The sequence below is a fragment of the Desulfurispirillum indicum S5 genome, assembly GCF_000177635.2.
Classification (GTDB): domain Bacteria; phylum Chrysiogenota; class Chrysiogenetes; order Chrysiogenales; family Chrysiogenaceae; genus Desulfurispirillum; species Desulfurispirillum indicum.
In genome coordinates, this window is record NC_014836.1 from 167,501 (window position 1) to 190,184 (window position 22,684).

Annotated in this window: 17 protein-coding genes, 2 rRNA genes and 1 pseudogene (1 of these 20 only partly in view); 9 read left to right on the forward strand and 11 right to left on the reverse strand. The window is 55.3% G+C overall.

Annotation, left to right across the window (positions count from 1 at the left end; genetic code table 11):
* A 23S ribosomal RNA gene (locus SELIN_RS00790) occupies positions 1–244 on the forward strand (it extends 2,646 nt beyond the left edge of the window).
* Between the two features lie 133 nt (positions 245–377).
* A 5S ribosomal RNA gene (gene rrf, locus SELIN_RS00795) occupies positions 378–492 on the forward strand.
* A 125-nt stretch (positions 493–617) separates the two neighbouring features.
* On the opposite strand, the gene SELIN_RS00800 is transcribed toward rrf, so the two are convergent.
* From SELIN_RS00800 to SELIN_RS00825, 6 genes and pseudogenes are all read right to left on the reverse strand, one after another.
* Positions 618–2,135: a DUF3373 domain-containing protein gene (locus SELIN_RS00800; protein ID WP_013504803.1), complete on the reverse strand. Its 1,518-nt coding sequence runs from the start codon at positions 2,133–2,135 to the stop codon at positions 618–620.
* A gap of 1,078 nt (positions 2,136–3,213) precedes the next feature.
* The gene (locus tag SELIN_RS00805) at positions 3,214–4,218 is read right to left on the reverse strand and encodes a vitamin K epoxide reductase family protein (protein ID WP_013504804.1); all 1,005 of its coding nucleotides are present in this window, start codon (positions 4,216–4,218) and stop codon (positions 3,214–3,216) included.
* Positions 4,215–4,643 (reverse strand): rhodanese-like domain-containing protein, encoded by a 429-nt coding sequence (locus SELIN_RS00810; protein ID WP_013504805.1) that lies wholly within the window; start codon positions 4,641–4,643, stop codon positions 4,215–4,217. Before SELIN_RS00810 ends, SELIN_RS00805 begins: the two co-directional genes overlap by 4 nt.
* A 103-nt stretch (positions 4,644–4,746) precedes the next feature.
* Positions 4,747–8,010: a carbamoyl-phosphate synthase large subunit gene (gene carB, locus SELIN_RS00815; RefSeq protein ID WP_013504806.1), complete on the reverse strand. Its 3,264-nt coding sequence runs from the start codon at positions 8,008–8,010 to the stop codon at positions 4,747–4,749.
* Between the two features lie 290 nt (positions 8,011–8,300).
* Positions 8,301–9,044 (reverse strand): tryptophan synthase subunit alpha, encoded by a 744-nt coding sequence (gene trpA / locus SELIN_RS00820; RefSeq protein WP_013504807.1) that lies wholly within the window; start codon positions 9,042–9,044, stop codon positions 8,301–8,303.
* Between the two features lie 428 nt (positions 9,045–9,472).
* Positions 9,473–10,253 (reverse strand): annotated as a pseudogene (locus tag SELIN_RS00825) (ATP-binding protein).
* A 157-nt stretch (positions 10,254–10,410) separates the two neighbouring features.
* On the opposite strand from SELIN_RS00825, the gene SELIN_RS00830 reads away from it, so the two are divergent.
* Together SELIN_RS00830 and SELIN_RS00835 are read left to right on the forward strand one after the other, a co-directional pair.
* Positions 10,411–10,737 carry a type II toxin-antitoxin system RelE/ParE family toxin gene (locus tag SELIN_RS00830; protein WP_013504808.1) on the forward strand — a complete coding sequence of 109 codons (327 nt, stop codon included), beginning with the start codon at positions 10,411–10,413 and terminating at the stop codon, positions 10,735–10,737.
* 61 nt (positions 10,738–10,798) lie between these two features.
* Positions 10,799–11,119 (forward strand): addiction module antidote protein, encoded by a 321-nt coding sequence (locus SELIN_RS00835; RefSeq protein WP_013504809.1) that lies wholly within the window; start codon positions 10,799–10,801, stop codon positions 11,117–11,119.
* Between the two features lie 185 nt (positions 11,120–11,304).
* Here the strand turns inward: SELIN_RS00835 and thiD are convergent, their stop codons facing one another.
* From thiD to thiL, 5 genes are all read right to left on the reverse strand, one after another.
* The gene (gene thiD / locus SELIN_RS00840) at positions 11,305–12,111 is read right to left on the reverse strand and encodes a bifunctional hydroxymethylpyrimidine kinase/phosphomethylpyrimidine kinase (RefSeq protein ID WP_013504810.1); all 807 of its coding nucleotides are present in this window, start codon (positions 12,109–12,111) and stop codon (positions 11,305–11,307) included.
* A 281-nt stretch (positions 12,112–12,392) separates the two neighbouring features.
* Entirely contained in the window at positions 12,393–13,739 is a 1,347-nt protein-coding gene (locus SELIN_RS00850; protein ID WP_013504811.1) for an ATP-binding protein, read from the reverse strand.
* A gap of 389 nt (positions 13,740–14,128) precedes the next feature.
* Positions 14,129–14,566 carry a (deoxy)nucleoside triphosphate pyrophosphohydrolase gene (locus SELIN_RS00855; protein WP_013504812.1) on the reverse strand — a complete coding sequence of 146 codons (438 nt, stop codon included), beginning with the start codon at positions 14,564–14,566 and terminating at the stop codon, positions 14,129–14,131.
* A 119-nt stretch (positions 14,567–14,685) separates the two neighbouring features.
* On the reverse strand, positions 14,686–15,906 hold the full coding sequence (locus SELIN_RS00860) for an ATP-binding protein (RefSeq protein WP_013504813.1): 1,221 nt from the start codon (positions 15,904–15,906) through the stop codon (positions 14,686–14,688).
* A 99-nt stretch (positions 15,907–16,005) separates the two neighbouring features.
* Entirely contained in the window at positions 16,006–16,974 is a 969-nt protein-coding gene (thiL, locus tag SELIN_RS13610; RefSeq protein ID WP_013504814.1) for a thiamine-phosphate kinase, read from the reverse strand.
* 303 nt (positions 16,975–17,277) lie between these two features.
* Between thiL and SELIN_RS15395 the strand changes: the two genes are divergently transcribed.
* The 5 genes from SELIN_RS15395 (at position 17,278) to rpoD (ending at position 22,520) form a co-directional block, all read left to right on the forward strand.
* Positions 17,278–17,718: a type II secretion system protein gene (locus SELIN_RS15395; protein WP_013504815.1), complete on the forward strand. Its 441-nt coding sequence runs from the start codon at positions 17,278–17,280 to the stop codon at positions 17,716–17,718.
* Between the two features lie 92 nt (positions 17,719–17,810).
* Entirely contained in the window at positions 17,811–18,302 is a 492-nt protein-coding gene (locus tag SELIN_RS00875; RefSeq protein ID WP_013504816.1) for a bacteriohemerythrin, read from the forward strand.
* Positions 18,299–18,673, forward strand: coding sequence for a response regulator (locus SELIN_RS00880; protein ID WP_013504817.1), 375 nt, complete (start codon positions 18,299–18,301; stop codon positions 18,671–18,673). Before SELIN_RS00875 ends, SELIN_RS00880 begins: the two co-directional genes overlap by 4 nt.
* Before the next feature lie 123 nt (positions 18,674–18,796).
* Positions 18,797–20,602 carry a DNA primase gene (dnaG, locus tag SELIN_RS13620; RefSeq protein WP_013504818.1) on the forward strand — a complete coding sequence of 602 codons (1,806 nt, stop codon included), beginning with the start codon at positions 18,797–18,799 and terminating at the stop codon, positions 20,600–20,602.
* 34 nt (positions 20,603–20,636) lie between these two features.
* Positions 20,637–22,520, forward strand: coding sequence for an RNA polymerase sigma factor RpoD (gene rpoD, locus SELIN_RS00890; protein ID WP_013504819.1), 1,884 nt, complete (start codon positions 20,637–20,639; stop codon positions 22,518–22,520).
* Positions 22,521–22,684: the final 164 nt, after the last annotated feature.

Consider the following 22,684-nt stretch of genomic DNA (forward strand, 5'->3'; position numbering starts at 1 on the left):
ATTTGTCCCTAGTACGAGAGGACCGGGATGAACGAACCTCTTGTGCACCGGTTGTTTCGCCAGAAGCACCGCCGGGTAGCTATGTTCGGAATGGATAACCGCTGAAAGCATCTAAGCGGGAAGCCAGCCTCAAGATAAGATATCCCCATGAGAGTCCAGGAAGACGACCTGGTTGATAGGCTGGGTGTGTAATCACCGTAAGGTGTTCAGCAGACCAGTACTAATTCTCCATTGTTCTTTTTCTGGCTTGATGCGCACCGTGCATTTTTTGATCTTGACGCTTCAGATCAAAAGAGATACAACCCTGAGTGTTTGGAAGAAACGCATATTCAACTCGACTGCCAGTCAGTCACGCAAAACCGTTTTTAACCGTTTTGCCTGGTACCTATAGGGCAGAGGCCACACCCGTTCCCATTCCGAACACGGAAGTTAAGCTCTGTTCCGCCTACGATACTTGGGCTTAAGCCCTGGGAAAATCGGACGGTGCCTGGCAAATTACCTTATAGATCAGCCCCGCAGGAGTCTTCCTGCGGGGCTGATTGCGTTGGAAAAGACAGGCAAAAGGTAACAGCAGACACAACAGCCGGAGAAGCTCTCCGGCTGTTTGTGCAGGGAAATCAAAAACGGTAGCGGAAGCTCAGGCGAATGTCTGACGCGCTGTCAACGGGGTCCATTCCCATGGCTGCACCAGCAGCGGCGGCATCGGCAATGGTCTGCGGTGCGCCATCATCGCCAAAGAAGGCATTGCTGCCAGTGTAATCATAGTCAATATAGGTGTAGCGCAGCTGCATGCTGAGGGTGTTGCCCACCAGGGGCTGGGTATAGTACGCCTCGTACGCTTTGCCACGAGCCGCGAGCTTGGAGCCGATCATGGTATCTTCACCGTAGGTGAAACTTCTCCAGTACTTGCTTCCCTCGTTGTACTCAAATCCCAGGCGGCCGTTTCTGGTGATCATGCCGGGAATTTCCGCTCCCATCCAGATGGAGTAGCCGGTCTTGTTATCAGTGCTGCCCAGCATGCTCATGCTGTCGTTGGGCAGGGTCTGGCTGACGGCATAACTGACGAAGAGTTTGGTGTTATCCAGGAAACTGTTGAAGTCGCCAACCCCATTGGCCAGCACACTCACCGTCGCGCCGTACATGTCGCCCACATCGGAGAAGGAGGGCTGGGCCATCATCATGTTGACGTAGTTGTTGGCAAGGTTGTTGGGGTCAGGATCCATCATGAAGGTGCCCACCGCGTTCTGGTACGCCATCATATCCGCGCCGGTAAACCCGATGAGATTCCACGCCTTGAACGCCTGGGTCTGCACGGTGTACTGACCATCGCTGTACGGCTGGAAGATAAAGCCCAGCATGTCGATGTTGCTGTGCAGGCTCTCGTCTTTGGCGTAGTCGTAGCCCATCATGTCAAAGCGGGGGTTGGCATTGGTGAGACCGCGTCCTGTGCAGATTTTAAAGCTGCTGCCGGGAAGGCCAATCAAGCCTTCGAGCTGCCAGGTGAAGCTGGCTCCATCAAACTCCACATTGATGGAGTGGGCCAGGGGCGACTGATAGTGGGAGTCGCCCTCGCGCAGGTGGGCCAGGAAACCGTCAGTGGAAGGGCGTCGCCCCAGACTGGCGGCAAAAGGAACGCTGCCCATGGAGGTGGCGTAGTGGAAATAGGCTTCCTTGACCTTGAGGGTGTTGTCCAGGGGGTTTTCGTTGACGACCCAGTCGAAGTTGGCGTAACCGGGGTCTGTATTGGACTGGCTGTGGTTGGCGGTGTCGCCGAATGCTTTGTTGTAAGCGAGCTTACCGGCAAAGCGCACACTGTCGTTGGGGCGGAAATTCATGCCCAGAATCATGCGATTGGCAAGCAAAGAGCTGTTTTCCTGGGTGGCGCCACTGTGCAGCTTGTATTTCAGGCTGTCCATGGTAACCCGGTAGTCCACATCAAATTTGAGGTTGTCCCCCATGGCCTGGGCTTCCACCCGTGAGAGGCGCTGGTCGAAGCGCTGTTTCTCGAGCTCCTGCTGTCGCTGCTCCAACTGCTGGATTTGTTGCCGAAGTTCCTGAAGTTCCGTGTTGGCCTGGGCGTAGCTCATTGATGCCGTTGCCGCAATGGCCAGTGAAATGCTGATGATTTTGCGCATAACCTCTCCTTGTGAATAATTAGGCAAGTAGCTAAATAACTAATTAACAAAACTGTAAAATAATTGCAAGAAAATCCGTGAAATGCTTCACAAGGAATGCTTCCTGACTGAAGTTTCGCACCCCCCGAAGCGGCAGGTTGTCGGCGTCGACACTGATGCCATATTGGAATGGCAGAAATGGTTCTGCACAGACTGCGTCGCTTGACATTATCCTCACCATATATACGAGTTTCTTTTGCCACTTTTTCCCCGCAAAAAGTGGCTGGGAAGCGGCCCCCAGTGCTGTCCTTTTCAGCCGTCCGCTTGCCTGGAACTGGGGACCGCAAACAACCGCCTTCCCTGGCTTTTGGTTTGCGGTTGCCGCCCTCGTGGCGGCAACCCTGCGGGTCCATCGCGTTATACAGGCAATTGAAAAGTTTTCAGGTGCAAGGCGCGAGCTAGGTGAGGAGTGAGGCGTACTTCCTGTACGTCGCAGCGACGAGCACTGGTGAGCAACGCCGCAGATGAGGGTTTTTCAGCAGCCTGACAGTCGGCGCGTCCTGGCTGGGAAAGAACACAGGGGGAGAGGCAGAAGCAGGCCGTTCCCCCCTGAGCCCGTCCGGTGAGTGCGACGCCTGGCTGGCAAGACCCGAACGGGACACTCACAGGAAGTGAGTGGTCCGGCAGCACTGCAGGGATGCAGTGTCTGCGGGATCTCCAGAGCAGGCGAGTAACGAACCGGAAGAACGGGCGTTCGGGGGGCGCGTTTTTGTTCCCTTTTTGCGCGGTCAAAAAGGGTAATATCTGGAAACAGAAAGAGGAATACCAGATGATTCAAGTAATTAAAATCAATACGGTTTCCGCGAGATAAGCGCCAGTATAATAACAGCTTAACTCAAGGCAACAAGGTGCGAAAGTTGAGTTCCTGATTTTCGAATGCGGGCTCATGGATATGAAAAGCGATTTTGGCTCAAGGGAAGCTTTGGTCAGAAGTGTTGCGGGCCTTGTGGACAAAAAAAATCAGCCACCTTGGAAAAGGTGGCTGAAGGGAAAGTCAGAGATTTTTGTGGAAAATATGTGAGTGGAATGCGTTGGTGCGCTATTGCGGCTCCTGTGTGTCCGGGCACTCCTCCGTGGGGTTCAATAGCGAACATCCGGCGCTGAAGCCAAAACCACCTCCCCCCGAGGAGGCGGGGCGGTTCAGCAGATCCTGAAGTGTGCCGATTCCAGTGCTGGCGGGAATGCTTTCCCCTGGTGCAGCTTCCTGAACAACCGGTATTTCCATAATCCCGGGTGCAATGACCAGTGGTATGCTGGCTGCTCCCATGCGGGCCATGGCCATGGTATTGGCCTGCAGTCGCAGTTTCTCCTGCCAGCTCATGGGAGCAGCGTCGGCAGGTGGTTCCTGGGTAAAGAGATTCTGCAGGGCCTGGAAGTCATTGGCTCCTTCGCGGAGTTGGTGCAGGTAGTGGGCAATGGAGCGTTCCTCGGCAGCATCCTTGGCGATAAGGTAGATGGCGCTTTGGCGCATCAGCTCAGGATGGGAAGTGAGCTTGGACATCAACTCCCGGCAGGCGGGGCATGAGGGTGAAACATAGACGCTGACGATGGCGTTTTCGGGGCCATAGGCTGCCCAGGGGGGCAGATAGATTTCCTGGGCAATTTCCATGGCGATGATAATAAAGAAGAAAAGCCACAGACCAATTATCCCATAGTAGGCTTTGTGCCGCAGCCAGGGCAGCAGCACAAGAGCGACAATGGCAATGAGTCCCAGCAAAAGTGCTACGACCATGCAGCTGGCGCAGGGCCAGAAGAGAAACTGGTAGAAGAGAAAGGCGGTATCGGCCAGGAGTGCTGCAATGACAAGCATGGCAAAGGCGGCTGCGGCAAGGCGGCTGCGGGTGGAGAAAAAAGTCAGCACGCCCAGCAGGCCAAAAGCAATGGCTCCATATACATAGAAGGAGATGCCCAGAAATTCGTAACTGGAGTAGATCTGGCAACCCTGGGTGAAACAGGCCAGATCGGCACCAAAGGCGTTCAGGAGGCAGAAGGCAAATCCGGCAGTGCTGAGTGCGACAAGAGTCCAGCGGGCAATGGTGGTCATGGTGTGCGCTCCGGGTTCATGCTGAAGGTTGCGGGTTCAGGGGGAGTGATTTCCAGACCTGCCTGGGTCCAGGCGACAATGCCACCGGCCATGTTGAGAACATTGTCAAAGCCCTGTTGCTGCAGATAGCGGGTAAGCTGCCCCGTGCGATTGCCGGTGCGGCAGGTGAGGATGATAGTGCGATCACGGGGCAGCTGCTTCAGGTGGTGGGGGATAAGTCCCATGGGCAGGTGCATGGTGCCGGGAATATGGCCCTGGCGGCGCTCCCAGTCTTCGCGGATGTCGAGAACCAGTACATCATGCTGACTTTCGATCAGTGTGGCAGCCTCCATGACGCTGATGTCAGAAGCGCTGGCAGCTGTGGTTGCTGAGCAAAGCAGCACCCATCCGAAGAGAATACGCCTGAATCTGGAGATGGTCTGCATGTGCCTGATAACTCCGTGCCTGGTTCGCGTTGGGGGGTGGTGGGGAAAAGGCGCCCGCAGTCTGTACTGCGGGCGCTCTGTAATGGTGTTGCTGGGAAAAAACTCAGCGCAATGGCATATCCTTCAGGTAAGCGTTGTTCAGGTAGTGTTCCTGGAGAGGTTTGACATGCAGCTGGTCGTTTTTCTCCGCCTCAATGGCTGTTACGGCGGCTTTTGCGCCTTCCACGGTGGTGAAGTAGGGGACCTTGTAGGTCAGAACACTGCGACGGATGGACAGGGCATCGGCCTTGGTCTTTTCGCCGCCGGGGGTATTGAATACCAGGGCAATGCTGCCGTTGACAATCAGGTCGACAATGTTGGGGCGGCCTTCGTTCACCTTGTGCACGGGTGTCGCCTCAATTCCCTTGCTCTTGAGGTAGGCAGCTGTACCGCGGGTCGCGACAACCTTGAAGCCCAGAGCGATAAGCTTGCGGGCAATATCGGGAATATGTTCCTTGTCTTCATTGCGCACGCTGATAAACACTGTTCCCTTGAGGGGCAGGGTGCCGCCGGCACCGGACTGGGCTTTGGCAAAGGCGATACCGAATTCGGGGTCAATGCCCATGACTTCGCCGGTGGAGCGCATTTCCGGCCCCAGAATGGTGTCGACACCCGGGAATTTAATAAAGGGGAAGACCGACTCCTTGACGCTGAAGTACTCGGGTTCCACATCGCGGGTCAGGCCCAGCTCCGGCAGCTTGCGACCGGCCATGACCAGCGCCGCGATCTTGGCAAAGGGAATGCCGGTGGCCTTGGAGACAAAGGGTACCGTGCGGCTGGCGCGGGGATTGACTTCAATGAGATAAATCTCGCCGCCTTTGATGGCGAACTGGATATTCATCAGCCCGACTACCTTCAGCTCCAGGGCCAGCAGGCGGGTCTGACGGCGGATCTCTTCGCAGATTTCCGCAGAGAGGCTCTTGGGAGGCAGGGAGCAGGCTGAGTCGCCAGAGTGGATGCCCGCTTCCTCGATATGTTCCATGATGCCAGCCACGATGACGTTTTCGCCATCGCACACGGCGTCAACATCCACCTCGGTGGCGTGCTCCAGGAAGTGGTCAATGAGCACAGGATGCTCAGGCGAGGCCTTGACGGCCTTTTCCATATAGTTTTTCAGGGCGTCCACATTGTAGACGATCTCCATGGCCCGGCCACCCAGCACGTATGACGGGCGTACCACCACGGGATAGCCAATGCGCTCGGCAATTTCCAGCGCCTGGGCTTCGCTGGTGGCGGTGGCGTTGGCAGGCTGCTTGAGCTCCAGCTTTTCCACCAGTTTTTTGAAGCGCTCGCGGTCCTCGGCGCGGTCGATGGCGTCGGGGGATGTTCCCAGGATGGGCACATTGGCTTTTTCCAGGGCTACAGCCAGTTTCAGGGGTGTCTGGCCGCCGAACTGGATAATCAGGCCGTGGGGTTTCTCCTTTTCCACGATGGAGAGGATATCCTCACGGGTCACCGGTTCAAAGTAGAGGCGGTCGGAGGTATCATAGTCGGTGGAGACGGTTTCGGGGTTGCAGTTGACCATAATGGTTTCAAAGCCATCTTCACTGAGGGCGAAGGCGGCGTGGCAGCAGCAGTAGTCAAACTCGATGCCCTGTCCGATACGGTTGGGTCCGCCACCGATGATCATGATCTTCTTGCGGTCGGTGGGGGCCGCCTCGCACTCCTCTTCATAGGTGCTGTAGAGGTAGGGCGTCTGGGCCTCAAACTCGGCACCACAGGTGTCGATGCGCTTAAAGACCGGGACAACGCCCTGATCTTTGCGCAGGCGCTCAATACTCTGTTCATCGGTGCTGGTGAGCTGGGCGATGCGACGGTCGCTGAAGCCCATCTCCTTGATCTGGCGCAGCAGGTCAGTGTTCAGGTCGCGGTAGGAGCCCAGATGAGCGATACGTTCATCCATTTCCACAATCTGGCGCAGCTCTTCCAGGAACCAGGGGTCGATATTGGTGATCTGGTGGATGCGCTCAATGGTAAAGCCGATACGGAAGGCGTCGCCGATGTACCAGACCCGCTCCCAGTTAGGAATGCGCAGCTTGTTTTCGATCAGCGCGATGGTATCGGAGTTGGGTTTTTTGATCTGCTCCTCGCTCAGGCGACTTTCAAAACCGTAGGAGTCGATTTCCAGACTGCGCAGCACCTTCTGAAAAGACTCCTTGAAGGTACGGCCAATACTCATGGCTTCACCCACACTCTTCATCTGAGTGGTCAGGGTGGCGTTGGCGTTGGGGAACTTTTCAAAAGTAAAGCGGGGGTATTTCACCACCACATAGTCGATGGTGGGTTCAAAACTGGCTGGGGTCTCCTTGGTGATGTCGTTGGGAATCTCATCCAGGGTGTAGCCAACAGCCAGCTTGGCGGCGATTTTGGCGATGGGGAAGCCGGTGGCCTTGGAGGCCAGAGCCGAGGAACGGCTGACCCGCGGATTCATTTCAATGATCACCAGGCGGCCATCATCGGGGTTGACGGCAAATTGCACGTTGGAGCCGCCGGTGTCGACGCCGATCTCGCGGATGACCTTGATGGTGGCATCGCGCATGAGCTGGTATTCTTTATCGGAAAGGGTCTGGGCAGGAGCCACGGTGATGGAATCGCCGGTGTGCACTCCCATGGGGTCGAAATTTTCGATGGAGCAGATGATGACCACGTTGTCGTTCTTGTCGCGCATGACCTCCATCTCGTACTCTTTCCAGCCGATGATGGACTCATCGATCAGAATTTCACGGGAAGGCGAAGCGTCCAGGCCGCTGGCGACGATCTCGTCAAACTCCTCCATGTTATAGGCAATACCGCCACCGGAACCACCCAGGGTGAATGAGGGGCGGATGATGGCGGGCAGGCCCATTTCACGGACGATTTTCCGGGCCTCCTCAAGGGAGTGGGCGTAGCCGCAGCGGGGCATTTCCAGGCCAATGCGGTTCATGGCCTCCTTGAACAGCTCGCGATCTTCGCCTTTCTGGATGGCCTTGAGGTTTGCGCCGATCATTTCCACATTATATTTTTTCAGAATACCCGTTTCCGCAACTTCCACCGCAGCGTTCAGGGCCGTCTGGCCACCCACTGTGGGCAGAATGGCGCAGGGGCGCTCTTTCTCTATGATTTTCTCGATAACACTGGCGGTAATAGGCTCGATATAGGTGGCATCGGCCATCTGGGCATCCGTCATGATGGTGGCGGGGTTGGAGTTGATCAGGACGACCTCATACCCCTCCTCCTTGAGCGCCTTGATCGCCTGGGTGCCGGAATAGTCAAATTCGCAGGCCTGACCGATGACAATAGGACCGGAGCCGATGACAAGAATCTTTTTTATATCAGTGCGTTTTGGCACAGCGCATCTCCTTGCACACAAATGTTAAAATTCGACCGTGAATCATAGCAAAGCTGCCGATAAAATAAAACATTGAAGCACGTCAAATGATAATTTGATTTGCTGGGGGGCATAAAGGAGCCTGTCAGTATTCCCTTGGCAGGCTGCTGAAAAACCCTCATCTGCGGTGTTGCCCGCCGTCGCGCGTCATTGCAACGTACGGGGAGTACGCTTCATTCCACGCTCCGCGAGCGCCTTGCACCTGAGCATTTTTCAATTGCCTGCGTATTTTTAAGTATTTCCGCAAGCTGTTAGTCTGCAAGTTGCAATCCCTGAAGGAATTGGCGCAACGCGCTGATATTGCGCTCCCTGCCGGCATCCGGCTGAATGCACTGGATCAGGGCCGTGCCGATGATGGCGCCATCGGCGATCGCCATGGCTTTGGCCGCCGTCTGGCCATCCTTGATGCCAAAGCCGATGAAAATGGGGGTGCTGGTGTGCTGGCGGGCCAGCGAAATTTTTGCCTCAATAAGCGAGAAGTTATCCACTGCCTGACCCGTGACATTGGGTGAGCTGACGGCATAGATGAATCCCGCCGAGCGGGAGGTAATCGCTTCCACTCGCCCATCGTCAGTTGTGGTGGCGATAAAGGGCACCAGCGCAAAGTCTTCGGGAACCTCCGCCGCAAAGTCGTCACGCTGCTCAAAGCTCAGATCGGGGATGATCGCGCCACGGTAGCCAAGCCGGGTAAGCCACTGGAACGTGTCAGCCGGACCATAGTGATAAAAAAGGTTGGCGTAGGTCATGACATAGTGGTCGGCCTTGCCCGTGTCGATGCGCAGCGCTTCCAGACTGCGGAAGTTGATACCCCGCGCCAGGGCGTAGTCATTGGCCTCCTGGATCACCGGCCCGTCTGCCATGGGGTCGGAAAAGGGAATGCCGATCTCAATACGCTTGATGCCCAGCTCGTAGCACAGCTCAAGAAAGGCCTGGGTCGTTTCCAGGTCGGGATAGCCAAGGGTGATGTAGGGAATGATGCGGCTGTAGATGTTCATGGGCGCTCCAGTGCTTACATGGAAAGTATGCGAATATTATAGCATTTTTCCCGTGATGACGCACGTAAAGAGGGAGTTCGGCAGAGGAAAACGGCACGGAGTGCGTGGTGAAGTGCAGAGGAAGGCGAGGCATGGATGTAGAGAGTTTGCATGGTGCGTGTCTAACCGCTTGCTGAGATACCTCAAATCATGCAGGCAAGTAACCATTCACGGCTACCCTGCGTATTTTCAGCAGGAGCGCCAGTATTCCGAGAGCGAGCCCGGATGGTGAGCGGCAGAGACGTAGGTCCGCGGACGAAAGTGAGCGTCTCTGGGAGGAATGCTGGCGCGAGTACCAACACACCGTAAAGAGTTACGAAATATCAAAGCAAAAGCCGCACAGGAAACCAAGGGTGAAGAGTTACAGCGGAACGATTATCTACCGCTTGTTACTCAGAGGGGGAAATCTCCGGCACCTGGCGCCAGCCAAACACTCGCGTGCCACTGCGCTCCTGAGTGTCGCTGCCGCCATAAATCACTGTGGGTTGATGGGCGAGATCCTTAGCCAGTGATTTCCAGCGCTCAAGGCTTTTGAAAGAGTCGCGGGTAATGGTCTGGCCAGATTTGATTTCTACAGGCATCAGCTTCCCTCCAGCACAGAAAGCCATCCAGGTTCTCGATATTGACCAGCTGGCGCACGTCCTTCTCCACATAGGCCGTGACATAAGCAGTAAACCAGGTGCGTGGGGAAAGCTGCCGATCATACAACGGTGGATAGCTGCCATGAAACAACTGCTCATCCAGCCCGCTCTGGGCAACTCCCGCAGATTGCAGCTCTTTCAGCGAAAAGGGGAGCAGTTCCACAAAAGCCGTATGTCCCGCCAGGGACTGGGTGATCCCCGACAGCAAACCAAATTGCTGGGAGAGCGTCAGGAGAAACAGACCCATGCGCCCATCTTTGTCAACCAGAGTCTGAAGGTACGAGAAAAGACTCGGTACCCGCTGCACTTCATCAAAGACCGCCCCATCAGGAAACTGACCCAGAAAGCCACGAGGATCATCTGTCGCGAAAGACCGCACATCCGGATCTTCCAGGGAAATATAGGGCTTCCCGGCAAAGATCGCCTTCGCCAGTGTGGTTTTGCCGGACTGGCGTGGTCCGGTAATTGTGACAATGGGAAATCCCTGCAGAAGCGTGCATATCTGGTCCATGGCGCTACGTGTAATTATAAAAGTGGTTTATCAGGTTTTATGTGAATTGCTATGTCGACATGCCAATTTACATAGGTTTTCGGCGAAATCGCCGCACGCATGAGATAACTGCGGGCAGAAGCTTGTTTATCAGTTTTCTCTTGCCTATTGTAATCGAACGATTACAATAGGCATCATGTACACGATCAAGCTGCTACCGGAATTTGAAAGCTGGCTCGGTTCCTTGCGTGACCGCTCTACTCGCATACGCTTGCTACGTCGCCTTGAAAAAGCGCAGCGAGGGTTGCTCGGCGATGTAAAACCCTTGGGAGATGGTGTATATGAGATGCGAGAGCCTTTCGGCCCAGGATGGCGCATGTACTATGCAATGCATGGCAATGTAATGATTATCATGCTTGCCGGTGGAGAGAAAAGTAGTCAGCCTGACGACATTGCCTTAGCAAAAGAGCTTTTCAAGCAAGTCAGCAGCTTATCAAAAAACGAAACACACGCAGGTAATTGAACACCGATCATAAGTTACGTTGCCATGGGAATTAATCGGCAGCGTATAAAGGAGCAGACCCATGAATAAGCATATACCCCTGAATACCCTCCCCGAATTTGACATGGCAGAGCACTTGAAAAGTGAAGCTGATATGCTTGAATACCTGCAGCAGGTCCTTGAAGAGGGTGACTCCGGGGAACTGGCAGCAGCACTGGGCCATGTTGCCAAGGCCAGGGGAATGAGTCAAATTGCTCTGGCCAGCGGAATCAAGCGCGAAGCCCTGTATAAAGCTTTGCGCCCCAACAGCAAGCCACGATTCGAAACTATCCAGCGCGTCTGTGCCGCGCTTGGAATCAAGCTGACCGTGACCCTTGCTGAGGGTAAAACTTTGCCGCATTAGCTTGAGAGGATAGAGAGCACTCTGGCCAGTCAACAACTTACGGTAATACCTCAAACAGGCAGGCAAATGAAAACCCACAGGTGCAAGGCGCTCGCGAAGCACGGAATGACGCGTACTCCCCGTATGTTGCAGTGACGAGCGACAGCGGGTAACGCCGCAGATGGGGGATTTTCAGCAGCCTGCTGTCAGCGGGGCACATGGTGCAACAGCGGCCCATTGCCTTTGCCAACACTCCCCTGCGCCGCCCGCGTGATCAACCGGTGCACATAGGCAATGCCCTGCTGAACGGCCTCCACCATGTCGCCATTGGACCTGGCCAGATACGCTGCAATCGCCGATGAAAGCGTGCAGCCCGTGCCGTGGGTGTTGGGCGTGTCAATGCGCGGATGGGTGGAGGAGTGGTGGCTGAAACCGCCGCCATGGCGCATGATCAACGTATCAGTGACCGTAGTCGCCTGTTCGTTGATATGTCCTCCCTTCACCAGTAGCGCCTGCAGACGGGGAAAGCGCTGCATGATGCGTTCACCGCACTCCAGCGGGTCAGCGCTTTCATCAGCCTGTGCCAGCGCCAGCAGCTCGTGGAAGTTGGGCGTCAGAATCGTGGCTCGGGCCACCACATGCTCCATAATGGCGTCCATGGCATCCTGATTCATGAGCGCGTAGCCACTCTTGGAAATCATCACCGGGTCGCAGACAATGGTGCGGCCCTCAATGGCCTCCCCCACGTGGCGGGCAATATCCCCATTGCCCAGCATCCCCGTCTTGATCACGTTGATGGGAATATCCTCCAGCACCCGCTCCACCTGGGCGCGTACAAAAACACCATCCAGCATCAGCGCATCGTGGACCTTGATGGTGTTCTGCACCGTCAGGCAGGTAATGGCCGCAGCGCCATAGGTTTCAAGGGCGGAAAAAACCTTCAGATCAGCCTGGATGCCCGCTCCGCCTGAAGGATCGGAACCGGCGATGGAAAGAACGCAGGGAATGGTCATGGAAGTGCCTCGTATCATAAATTGTTGGTTTTTTCCCGAAGTTTTCCCCGAAGCTTTTTGGAGAGCTCTTCGGGGAACACCTGTAAAAGGAGCAAGAAAACTGCTGCTCACCGTGCTGGAGCCGATCTCGCTGGCAAAAAGGCAGGGTCTCACACGAAGCCCCGCCAAGCCACAAAGAAAGGCAGTTAAAACGGAAGGCATACCTCTCGCCCGCTCGCTTCGCTCCCTCAAGGCGCAGAGTCGCAAAGGGAAAGCAGGTGAATGATGCGTTCAGTGGGGCATTACCTGTCAATAATTTCCCAGTGGCCGCCTTTTGCGGGTCCAATTCGGACAATCACGCCCTCTTCACGAAGCCGTGAAAGCTGCTGCTCGATCGTACGGGCAGATTTTTCAAGATGTACCGCCATTTCGGGAATGGTTATTTTAGGATTTTCGCGAATGAGCTCGACGATTTTCCCCGAAGTTTTCCCCGAAGTTTTCCCCGAAGTTTTCTGGGCAGTGCCGCCTGAAAGATGTTCAAAATATTCTTGTGAAAACACAAATTCTGTCCATATGCCTCCGGCATGCAGGCGGATGTATGGCTCTGGAGTACGTGCTTCGTGACAGGCGGAGAAGATGCGCTCAATGCCTCGCCCCCAGGCTTCAATTTCACCGGCGCGGAAGAATGCATTCGCGATATCAGGATTATGGGGCTGGGATATATGCGGCTCCAGCAGGGTCTGCTCGGTCCAGCCATCCGGCAGCACGGCAGGGTTCCAAAGTACCAGCCGGTCATCATAAACACGAATCTGTATCGGAGCCGTGTTCATGTAGTCGCGATGGACCAGCGCATTCAACAGTGCCTCACGCAGCGCTTCCCGTGGCACCGGAAAACGCTCTACCCTGACAATATCTTCGTAGGTGACTACCGCTTTCAGGTATTTGGTCATCAGTAAATCAAGGGCGAGCGCCGCCTGGGTAAATAAATCGCCATTGACCTCGTCGTGGTACACCAGATCAGCATCTGGACGGAAGTAACCGATTTTTATAAAAGCCCCACTGAAGAAAGACAGTGGATCGGGATGGAACAGCAATGCCGCAGCTCGCTTCAGGTAGGAACCCTCCATGAGCTTCAGCTTATCCAGCAATGCCGCATCAGGCTCTTTCAATGCAGCAGTATCCAGCCTCCCGCTGCGCCGAGCCAATTGCCGAAACTGAGCAAGAGCTGAAGGAGACAGGTCAGCTACTGTCACGCCGGGAAGGGGCGAGCCATCCCATGTGCGGCCATAGCGATTCAAAAGAAAGCGATCCAGCGCAGCTCCCTTGAGCAGCTGATTGGTGTTGCCGCTGCGCAGGTAATACTCACCCTTGCAGCTGATCGGGTTGGGGTGACCCTCTACGACAATCTCCAGATACTCCTTATCACCCTCTGTGCACAAATTGACTGCTACCAGGATACCCAGGATATCCCGAACCTTATTGGGCAGTTCCTCCAGTAAGCGGTGCGCTTCCGGGGCGCCAGTCACCTGGCCCCTGTCGTTGCGGCCAATGAACAGTACACCACCACCTGCATTGGCAAAGCCGCAAATCCACTTGAGGTGATCATCGCGCCAGGATTGTTTGTATTCAATGTTTTGTGTCTCAGTCATTGGCTTCCCTCACGATATAACCTAGTGGAATATAACCTGGGAGGCAAACAGTCAGTCCCCCTGATCCGCCGTGTCCTTTGCTCGTCCATATGAGGGCAAGTTCGAATTTGCATTTTTACCGGCGCTTTCACCGGCGTTTTTTGGGGCCCAATATATGAGCTTGCGTTAGGTACGAACAAAGGGAGTCAAAGGCATGCCCCGCACCTGCTCACTCCGCCCATTTTTATTGTTGCCAGCATCCTGGCAGAGGTGTTCGAGGTGCATGTTCATTTTAATGTTTATTGAAGTATAATAACCGTTTACGTAAGGCATTGATCGAGTTTATTTGTCACTCAACTTTCTCCAGATTCCTAACCATAGCCATAAATCACCTCAAAATGTGATGTAAATCAAGTGGTATATATGAGTGCCTTGATTTGGTGTTTTCCCTTCTCCTGCTGTTTGTACACGCGGTAGCTCTGTAAAACGGGAATATCCGCTTCAGCCAGATCGTATGTCAATACCTCATCCACGCTCAGCCACTGGTGGTCGGCGTGCTCGGTCAGTGTAATGGTATTGCTTGTGGGAGTGCAAACAAAAGGGTGCAGGGTGACTTGAAGGTTGGGGTACTGGTGGGTGGAGGGTGGCAGTGGGGCAAGTATCCGGATATCCAGGCACAGCTCTTCGCGTATTTCACGGATAATGCTGTCGCTGGCGGGCTCACCGGCCTGAATTTTGCCGCCGGGAAATTCCCACTTGAGGGGCATGGACATGGACTCGCTGCGCTGGGCAATAAGGATGTGGGTATCTTTTTCGATTATGGCGCAGGTGACGTCAATGTGTTTCATCGATTCCCTTTTTGCAGGATGCTGAAAAACCCCAATTTGCGGCGTTGCCTTCTCTTTTAGCCTTTACGGTTGTCACTACTGTTGAACCAGGTGCTTTTGCGAGTCGCTTCCTGTGGATGTCAGTACAGAAACCCGAAGAGCCACAGCGGGATTGTATTCTTGAATCCCGTTTCCATATCGTCAACAGCCAGGTAGGAATCGGCAATGTCTTTTATCTGCCCGTACCCTTTGTTTTTCCCGCCGACTTCAATGGTGAACTGGTTATCAATACGGAAGTCGCCGTTCGCGCTCAGAGCGATGGAGGTGTCCAGCAGCGACGTTGTGTTGTAAAAACTGCTTTTGATCTGGTTTACAAAAAAGGTTTCCCGGCTGGTTCCGATGTGCGGGGTTTTGTTGATGGCGCAGGCAAGGTTGGTATTATAGAGGTATATTTTCTCTGGCTTTCTGATTCTCCCAGTGCCTTTGGTGGCACTGGGAACACGCTGAAGCAGCGAGGCTTGCTCAAGGTAGCGCAGGTAGTCGCCCATGGTGGCTCTCGAAATTTCTGTCATGGCCGCGAGTTTGGAAATATTGGGTTCGAAGGGGGCTGATTCGGCCAGCAGATAGAGGAGCTTTTTGAGTTTATCGATTTGTGTCACCGGAATCTGAGTGACGTAAGGCAGGTCGCTTTCGAGTATCTGATTGATGATGCTGACCAGTTTGCTTTGGTAGGTGTCTGGCCCTTCACAGATAAAGGGGTAGCAGCCGTGCGCCAGGTAGTCGTTGAAGTGCTTGAGGGGTTTTATGTGGGCAGCGACTTCTCCTGCCATGCTGGTGTGCTGTGCAAAGAGTTCGCCCAGGGATATTGCGGGAAAGGTACCTGCCCCGATAAGGCTGAGGTACTCGCGAAACGAAAGATTGGCAAGACGATGAATAATTGCCCTGCGGGAAAGATCGGCTTCCTGTGCGTGAATCTGCAGCATGGATGAGCCGGAAAAGACAATATTGAGCTGGGTGGAATCGTAAATTGACTTCAGGTGGGATGACCAGTCGGAGTATTTGTGAACCTCATCAATGTAAAGCGTTTTTCCGCCCAGCTGTTCAAAGTGGATAGCAAACTCATAGAGGGAAATGGCCTTGAAAAACGGGTTATCGACACTGATGTAGAGGGCGTGGTCACTTGTGCCGTACTGCTCTTTCAGAGCTTGCAGCATCAGTGTGGTTTTACCGACGCCACGCTGGCCTATAATGCCGATGAGACGCTGGCTCCAGTCGATATGGGCAAAGAGGGAGCGCTTTATCCGGGGTGACACATGCCTGAGGAGCTTTTGCTGCTCCTGAAAGAAGAGTGATATTTCCATTGTGCGTTTCCGCCTGTATTTTGTGAATCGAACATTACAACATTGGCGCAAAAGTGTCAATCTCGATTTACATTTATGACTTTCAGTAGGCTGCCCCTCTCATGGCTTCCAATCCACTCCATGCACAAAGGATGCTCCAGCCGCTCCGGTAACCGGCTGTGCGCCACGGGGAAGAATCCGGCCCACCACTTGCACGGTGGGGAGTTTGGTGCGGATGCTTTTCAGCTGCTGCTCGCTGCAGGTGAAGAGCAGTTCGTAGTCTTCACCACCACCGGCGATCATGGCGATGGGGTCGAGGTGGTGCTGCGTGGCGTATTCCCGCAGGTCGGGGTGGAGGTGTTCCTGGGCAATGTGCAGTTCAATGCTGACGCCTGAAGCGCTGGCGATTTTCTCGCTGTCGCCCTGCAGGCCGTCGCTGATGTCCATGAGGGTTGTCACTTCGGCTGTGTGCAGTATGGGGGCGGCATCAAAGCGGGCGCGGGGGGCGCGGAAGGCTTCCAGCAGGGAGGCGGGGGCGTGGTGCCCGTGCATGAGGGCGTGGAGTCCGGCGCGGGCAAGGCCCAGGTACCCGCTGCTGCACAGCAGTTCGCCGGGTCGGGCGTTGCTGCGCAGGGGCATGGGGGCGTAGCCTTCGCCGATGGCGAAGAGGTCGATGGCCAGGTCGTTTTCACGGCTGCTGCTGATGTTGCCCCCTGCCAGTACACCGCCGTATGTTTCCAGGGCGTCACCAAATCCGCGGTAGAGGTCCAGCAGGTAGGGCTGATCGGTGTTTTCCGGCAGGCACAGGTTAATGAAGAGGGCCTGGGGTGTGGCGTAGGAGGCGGCCAGGTCGCTGAGGCACACCATGGCGGCTTTTTGTCCCAGCTGGCGTCCGGTCAGCCAGGCGCGTTGGAAGTGTACGCCCTCGCGCTGGGTGTCGGTGGTGACGACGGGGCTGTGCAGGGTGTGCAGGGCGGCGGCGTCGTCACCGGCTCCTGTCTTCAGGATGCCGCCCTGGCGGCGATGGTGCGGGAGTTGCTGCAGGAGCTCTTCAATAAGGTGGAATTCACGGTATGGTGAAGCTGACATGGTGTTTCCTTGGCCTGCATATTCCGATGTTTCAGTTTCTTCTCTGTCTCCCACAATGCCAAAAAAACGCAGGCTTGTACAGCCTCTTCCCGATGAAGTGTCTGCGTGGGCGATGGTGGTGTGACCATGCTGAAAGGTAGAGGTGGTGTCCGATTTTTCGGCAAAATGTATCAAATAGCTCCATTGAATTTGCATAAACCTGAAATTGTGTCTTGCTGGTGGGTGAAAGTATGTGCTATGACTTGAATGGAGGCAGCGTTGGCTGTCTCTCATCAAGATTGCCTGGTAAGGGAGAGAAAAGTTATGCAGAAGATTTCCGAAACGCCATCGGTTGCCGTACCCGTGAATCGTAAAAAACGTCAGAAGGGCTTCACCCTCATCGAACTTATCATGGTTATCGTTATCCTGGGTATTCTGGCGGCCATCGCGGTGCCCCAGTTTGTGGATCTGAGTGAGGAGGCACAAGGGGCTGCGGATACGGCCAATTTAAATGCTGCGCGTAGTGCTGTTAATATGCTACTTGCCTCAAATGATGGTGGCGGAGCCGTAGGTACCTATCCTACGGTAACTGAGCTAGCAAACAACTTGGGTGGAACGGCGGCTGTAAGTACTATTACCGTAGGTGAGACCACTATTTATACCTTCGGAGCGCGGGAAGCAGCTAACGCCAACTGCAGTGGTGCAACAACTGCGGTTACTGATTCGGTTCGGTGTCTCAGCCTGGACGCAAGCGGAGCAAATTAACGGCGAGACAAGTCTCCTGGTTGCGCGCAGCCTGCTGAATATGGGCTGCGCGGCAATCAGCCTGCACTGTCTGGTTCATGAAAGGCATAGCCATGAGTATTGAGCTTCCACAGTTCGGGGATGTGCGTACGGGCATCCCCATTGTGGACGACCAGCATCGGGAGCTGTTGAGCCTTATGGGGAATCTGCACGATCTGCTTGTGTCACCGGGCACTGGCGATGACGTGCAGGTTTTTTTGATGGCGCGGGAAGCGCTGCTGAGGTACATAGGGGAGCACTTTGCCTGTGAGGAGCGGTTGATGCGCTGTCACGGGCTGGATGTGCGCCATGTTCTGCTTCACCTGCGCGAGCATGAGCGCTTTACTCATCGCGCCTACATGGTGGCCCTCTCCCATGGCGATGACTTCTGCGTCGATGACACCCGCCAGCTGCTGGAGTTTCTCATACACTGGTGGCACAGCCACCTGCCTACGGATCGCAGTATGGCCCGGCAGATTGCCGCCGTTCTGGCAGGAAGCCAGGCCAGCGACGCTTATGATGATGACTTTTCACGATTTACCCTGGAAGCAAAGAGGCAATCATGACCATTTCTGAACAGAACCCCCTTGATGGACAGTCCATTCTCTATGTGGATGCTGACGAGACAACCCGTACCCTGATTTCCCGCATGCTCAGCAAGCGCGGTGCCCGCGTGGCGGCTGTCGCCTCTGCCGGTGTTGCCCTGAAGGCTTTCCATGTTCAGCCTCCCAGTACGGTGATTGCCGGTCAGGATGTAGGTGAGCCCGCGCTGCCGGAATTTATCCGTGCCCTGCAAGGGGAGAATTCTCCGGCAACTCCTGTTATCCTCTACACGGAAAGTTCGCTGCAGGATGCTGCTGAAATTCCGCACCTCTTTCACGTTCCCCGCAACGCCGGATTCGGCGTTCTGGTGAAGGTTCTGCAACGCATTTCCTGAGTGTGGATGGTGTGGCATCCGGCTGATCCGGAGGGCTCCTCTGCCACGGAAAATCTCCCCTTGAAAAGAATTTTCGCGGGCCTATAATGCTTAGCTCGACTTCGGAAAATCACGGGGAGCCTCATGCGCAAAATCCGCCAGGACAGTATTGAACGAGTACTCAACGCGGTGGATATTGTCGAGATTGTCGGTGGGCATGTGCACCTGCGCAAGGCGGGCGGCAGCCACATCGGCCTCTGTCCTTTCCATTCGGAGAAAACCCCATCATTTCACGTTACCCCGGACAAGGGGCTCTACTACTGCTTCGGCTGTGGCGCCGGGGGCAATGCCAGCAAATTCCTGATGGAAAAGCTGGGGATGACCTTTGTGGAGGCCATGGAGCTGCTTTCCCAGAAAACTGGAGTGGCGCTGGAGTACGAGTCGGGCACGGAGCCTCGCGAGGACAGTCGGCGCGAAAATCTTTTGACCCTGAATCGCCGTGTGCTGCTGAGCTTTCGCAACCAGCTGGGCAAGAATGCACGGGCGAGGCAGTACCTGGAGTCGCGCCTGATTCCCGGACAGCTGATTGACGAGTTCGGCCTTGGCTACGCCGATGGCCGGGAGTACTCGCTGCTGGAGCTGTTTGAGGAAAATCACGACGATCTGTTGGAGCTGGGGTTGATTGCCAGTGGCGAAGACAAGCGGCTCTACGATCGCTTTCGCCAGCGGGTGATGTTTCCCATCTGGGATGCTGCCGGTGGCGTGGTGGGTTTTGCCGGGCGGGACCTGTCGGGCAAGAGCCCGGCCAAGTATATGAATTCGCCGGAATCGGGCCTCTTTGAGAAGAAAAAATTGCTGTATGCCTACCATATCGCCAAGGCGTCCATCCGCAAAAAGCGGCGCGCCATCGTGGTGGAGGGATACTTTGACGTCATCCGCGCCCACCAGCAGGGATTGACGGAGACGGTGGCGGTCATGGGAACCAGTCTTTCCACCTACCATGCCCGCCTGCTGGGGCAGCAGACGGATGTCTATGTGGTTTTTGACGGAGACGAGGCCGGTTTGCGGGCTGCTTTGCGGACTTCTGAACTGTTGACCCAGAGCGATCTGGCCCTGCGGGTAGTTTTTCTGCCCGATGGTCATGATCCTGATACCTACTTTCAGCGCCACCGGGTGGAACAGTTTGAGGAGCTGCTGAGCCAGGCGCGGGATGTGGGAGAGTTTCGTATCGATCGTCTCCTTGAAAGCAGCTCCGGCGATGTGACCCAGCTTTCCCAGGCGGTGCGGGAGCTGCGGGAGTTTATCAACCGCATACCCGACAGTATCCGGCGCCAGGCTTATGCCAATTACCTCAGGGAGCGCACCCAGATAGATCCTTTCGGGTCAGGGCAGTCGCCGTCGGGCCGTTCGCGCATGCGTCCTCCCCGCAGTGGCGGAAATCTGTCGACAGGGCAACCCCTTGGCAGCGAAGCTTCCGGAAGTTTTTTGCGGGAAAGTCTCCGGAAAGTCAAAAAGCCCGTTGATAAAAATGATGCAGCACCATACCTTCTTAAAGTAATGTTCTCTTCGGAAGAGATGTTCGAGGAGATATCCAGTGCACTGGGTAGTGATATACTGTCTGCGCCATACAGTACGATTAAAGATCAGGCCACATCCTGGCATCTTGAGCGGCTCCCCCTGGAGCAGATCATCGAGCGCCTGATGGACAGTCCTCTGGCTGCCCCCATGGCTCATATTCTGAGCCTTGATATTGGCAAGGAAGATATCCTGGGCATGACGCCCGATATTATAGAAAAAATAGAGTCCCTCTACATGCATCACCGCCATGAAAACCTGAAGCAACAGCTGTTCGCACCTTCCCCATCTGAATCGGGGGCCCCTCTGTCCGAGGATGAACGGCGCAGAATGCTGCAGGAGCTGCTGGAAATTCAGAGGGAGCTCACTTCATGACCCGCACCAAGTTCTTCCGGGAGGAAAATACTCAATGAAATCTACTGCTGAAGATCAGAAACTTTTCACCCAGTTGATGGAGAAAAGTAAGGAACGTGGCTTTATCACCTATGACGAGCTGAATGACTTCCTGCCCAAGGAGACCACGGATCCTGACTTGATCGACTCCATCATCGAAAATCTTGGACGCATCGGCATACGCCTGGTTGCGACCAATAAACTCAGCAAAGGCAAGGGCGAAAGTTCTGATGAATTTGCCGTTTTCCTCAAAGATCAGCCTGCCGTTCTGGATGGCGATGACATAGAGAACGACGATGAAGAGGAGAGTGACGAGGAGGAGAGCGAGGAGAGTACCCTCGACCTGACTCCTGATACCTCGTTTCGCACCGATGATCCCGTGCGTCTGTATCTCAAGGAAATGGGCTCGGTTCCACTGCTCACCCGCGAGGGCGAAGTGGACATTGCCAAGAAAATCGAGGCGGGCTACGAGAAGATCATCAGCTCGCTTATTGCCATTCCCAAGGCCGTAGAGTCGCTGCAGGAGCTGGCCGAAAAGCTTGAGGCTGGTGAAATCGGGCTCAAGGATATCATCATGCTCGATGATGAGGTGGGCAGCATGGGCATCATTGGCAACTCCACCTCCTATGACGAGGACGAGGAGTCCGCGGAAGAGGATGCGGAAGACCCTTCCAGTGCCCATGTTCGCGCAGAGAATGCCACGGAGATGCGCGACTTTGTCATCAACTCCATCTGCGATATCGGGCAGCAGCTTCTGAGCCTGCGGGAGTACAAGGCCAAGGGTAAAAAGGATAAATATCGCAAGACGCTGGAGTCCATGACGGCGGTTATTTCGGAAATTCGCCTGACCAACGAAACCATCTCGCGCATCAGCAACATGATCAAGGAACAGTACCTGGAAAGTCGGCGTGCCGGCTCGGAACTGGCCAAGATCATCAAGGTCACCGGACTCTCCCGGGACGACCTGCAGTATCTGTGCGGCGAGGAATCCAGCGCCGAGCACGTGGAGTCGGCTCGCGCCAAGACCTCTTTGCGGGCGGAAGACTTTGAGCGCCTCCTGGGCAAGGCGTCCGAGAGCATTGCCTCGCTCCGGGAAATTGAGGAATCCACCGGTGTCGATGCCAATGAGCTGATGAGCATTGTGCAGCAGGTGCGCGAGGGTGAAGAGGAGTCCAAAGCCGCCAAGATGCAGCTGATCGAAGCCAACCTGCGCCTGGTGGTTTCCATTGCCAAGAAGTATACCAACCGTGGCCTGCAGTTCCTGGATCTGATCCAGGAGGGAAATATCGGCCTGATGAAGGCCGTGGACAAATTTGAGTACCGTCGTGGCTACAAGTTCTCCACCTACGCCACCTGGTGGATCCGCCAGGCCATTACCCGCGCCATTGCCGATCAGGCCCGTACCATCCGCATTCCGGTGCACATGATCGAGACCATCAACAAGCTGGTGCGCACCAGCCGGAACCTGGTGCAGGAGCTGGGTCGCGAACCGACCCCCGAGGAGATTGCCGACAAGATGGATCTGCCTGTGGAAAAAGTGCGCAAAGTGCTGAAAATTGCCAAAGAACCCATCAGTCTGGAAACGCCCATTGGTGAGGAGGAGGACTCCTCCCTGGGGGACTTTATCGAGGACAAGAACACCGTATCTCCGGCGGAAGCGGTCATCAGCTTCAACCTGAAGGAGCAGGTGCGCTCGGTACTCCACACCCTCAGCGCCCGTGAAGCCGAGGTGCTGAAGCTGCGCTTTGGCATTGACACCGACAGCGATCATACCCTGGAGGAAGTGGGCAAGAAATTCAATGTCACCCGTGAGCGTATCCGGCAGATTGAAGCCAAAGCCCTGCGCAAGCTGCGCCACCCGACCAGAAGCAAGATTCTGCGCACGTTCCTGGAACCCTGACAGGCGGTATTTGAAGGGTATGAAGGCAGCAGGAGTCAGGCATGGCCCGACCCCTGCTGCCCATGTCGTTTGGGTATTTTTCCGGGGAGTTTTTTCCGGCTGACGCTGTTCTTTGTGGTCTTTGTGTGAGAATATCTGCCCGGCAGACTGGTTGCCAAGCCGGA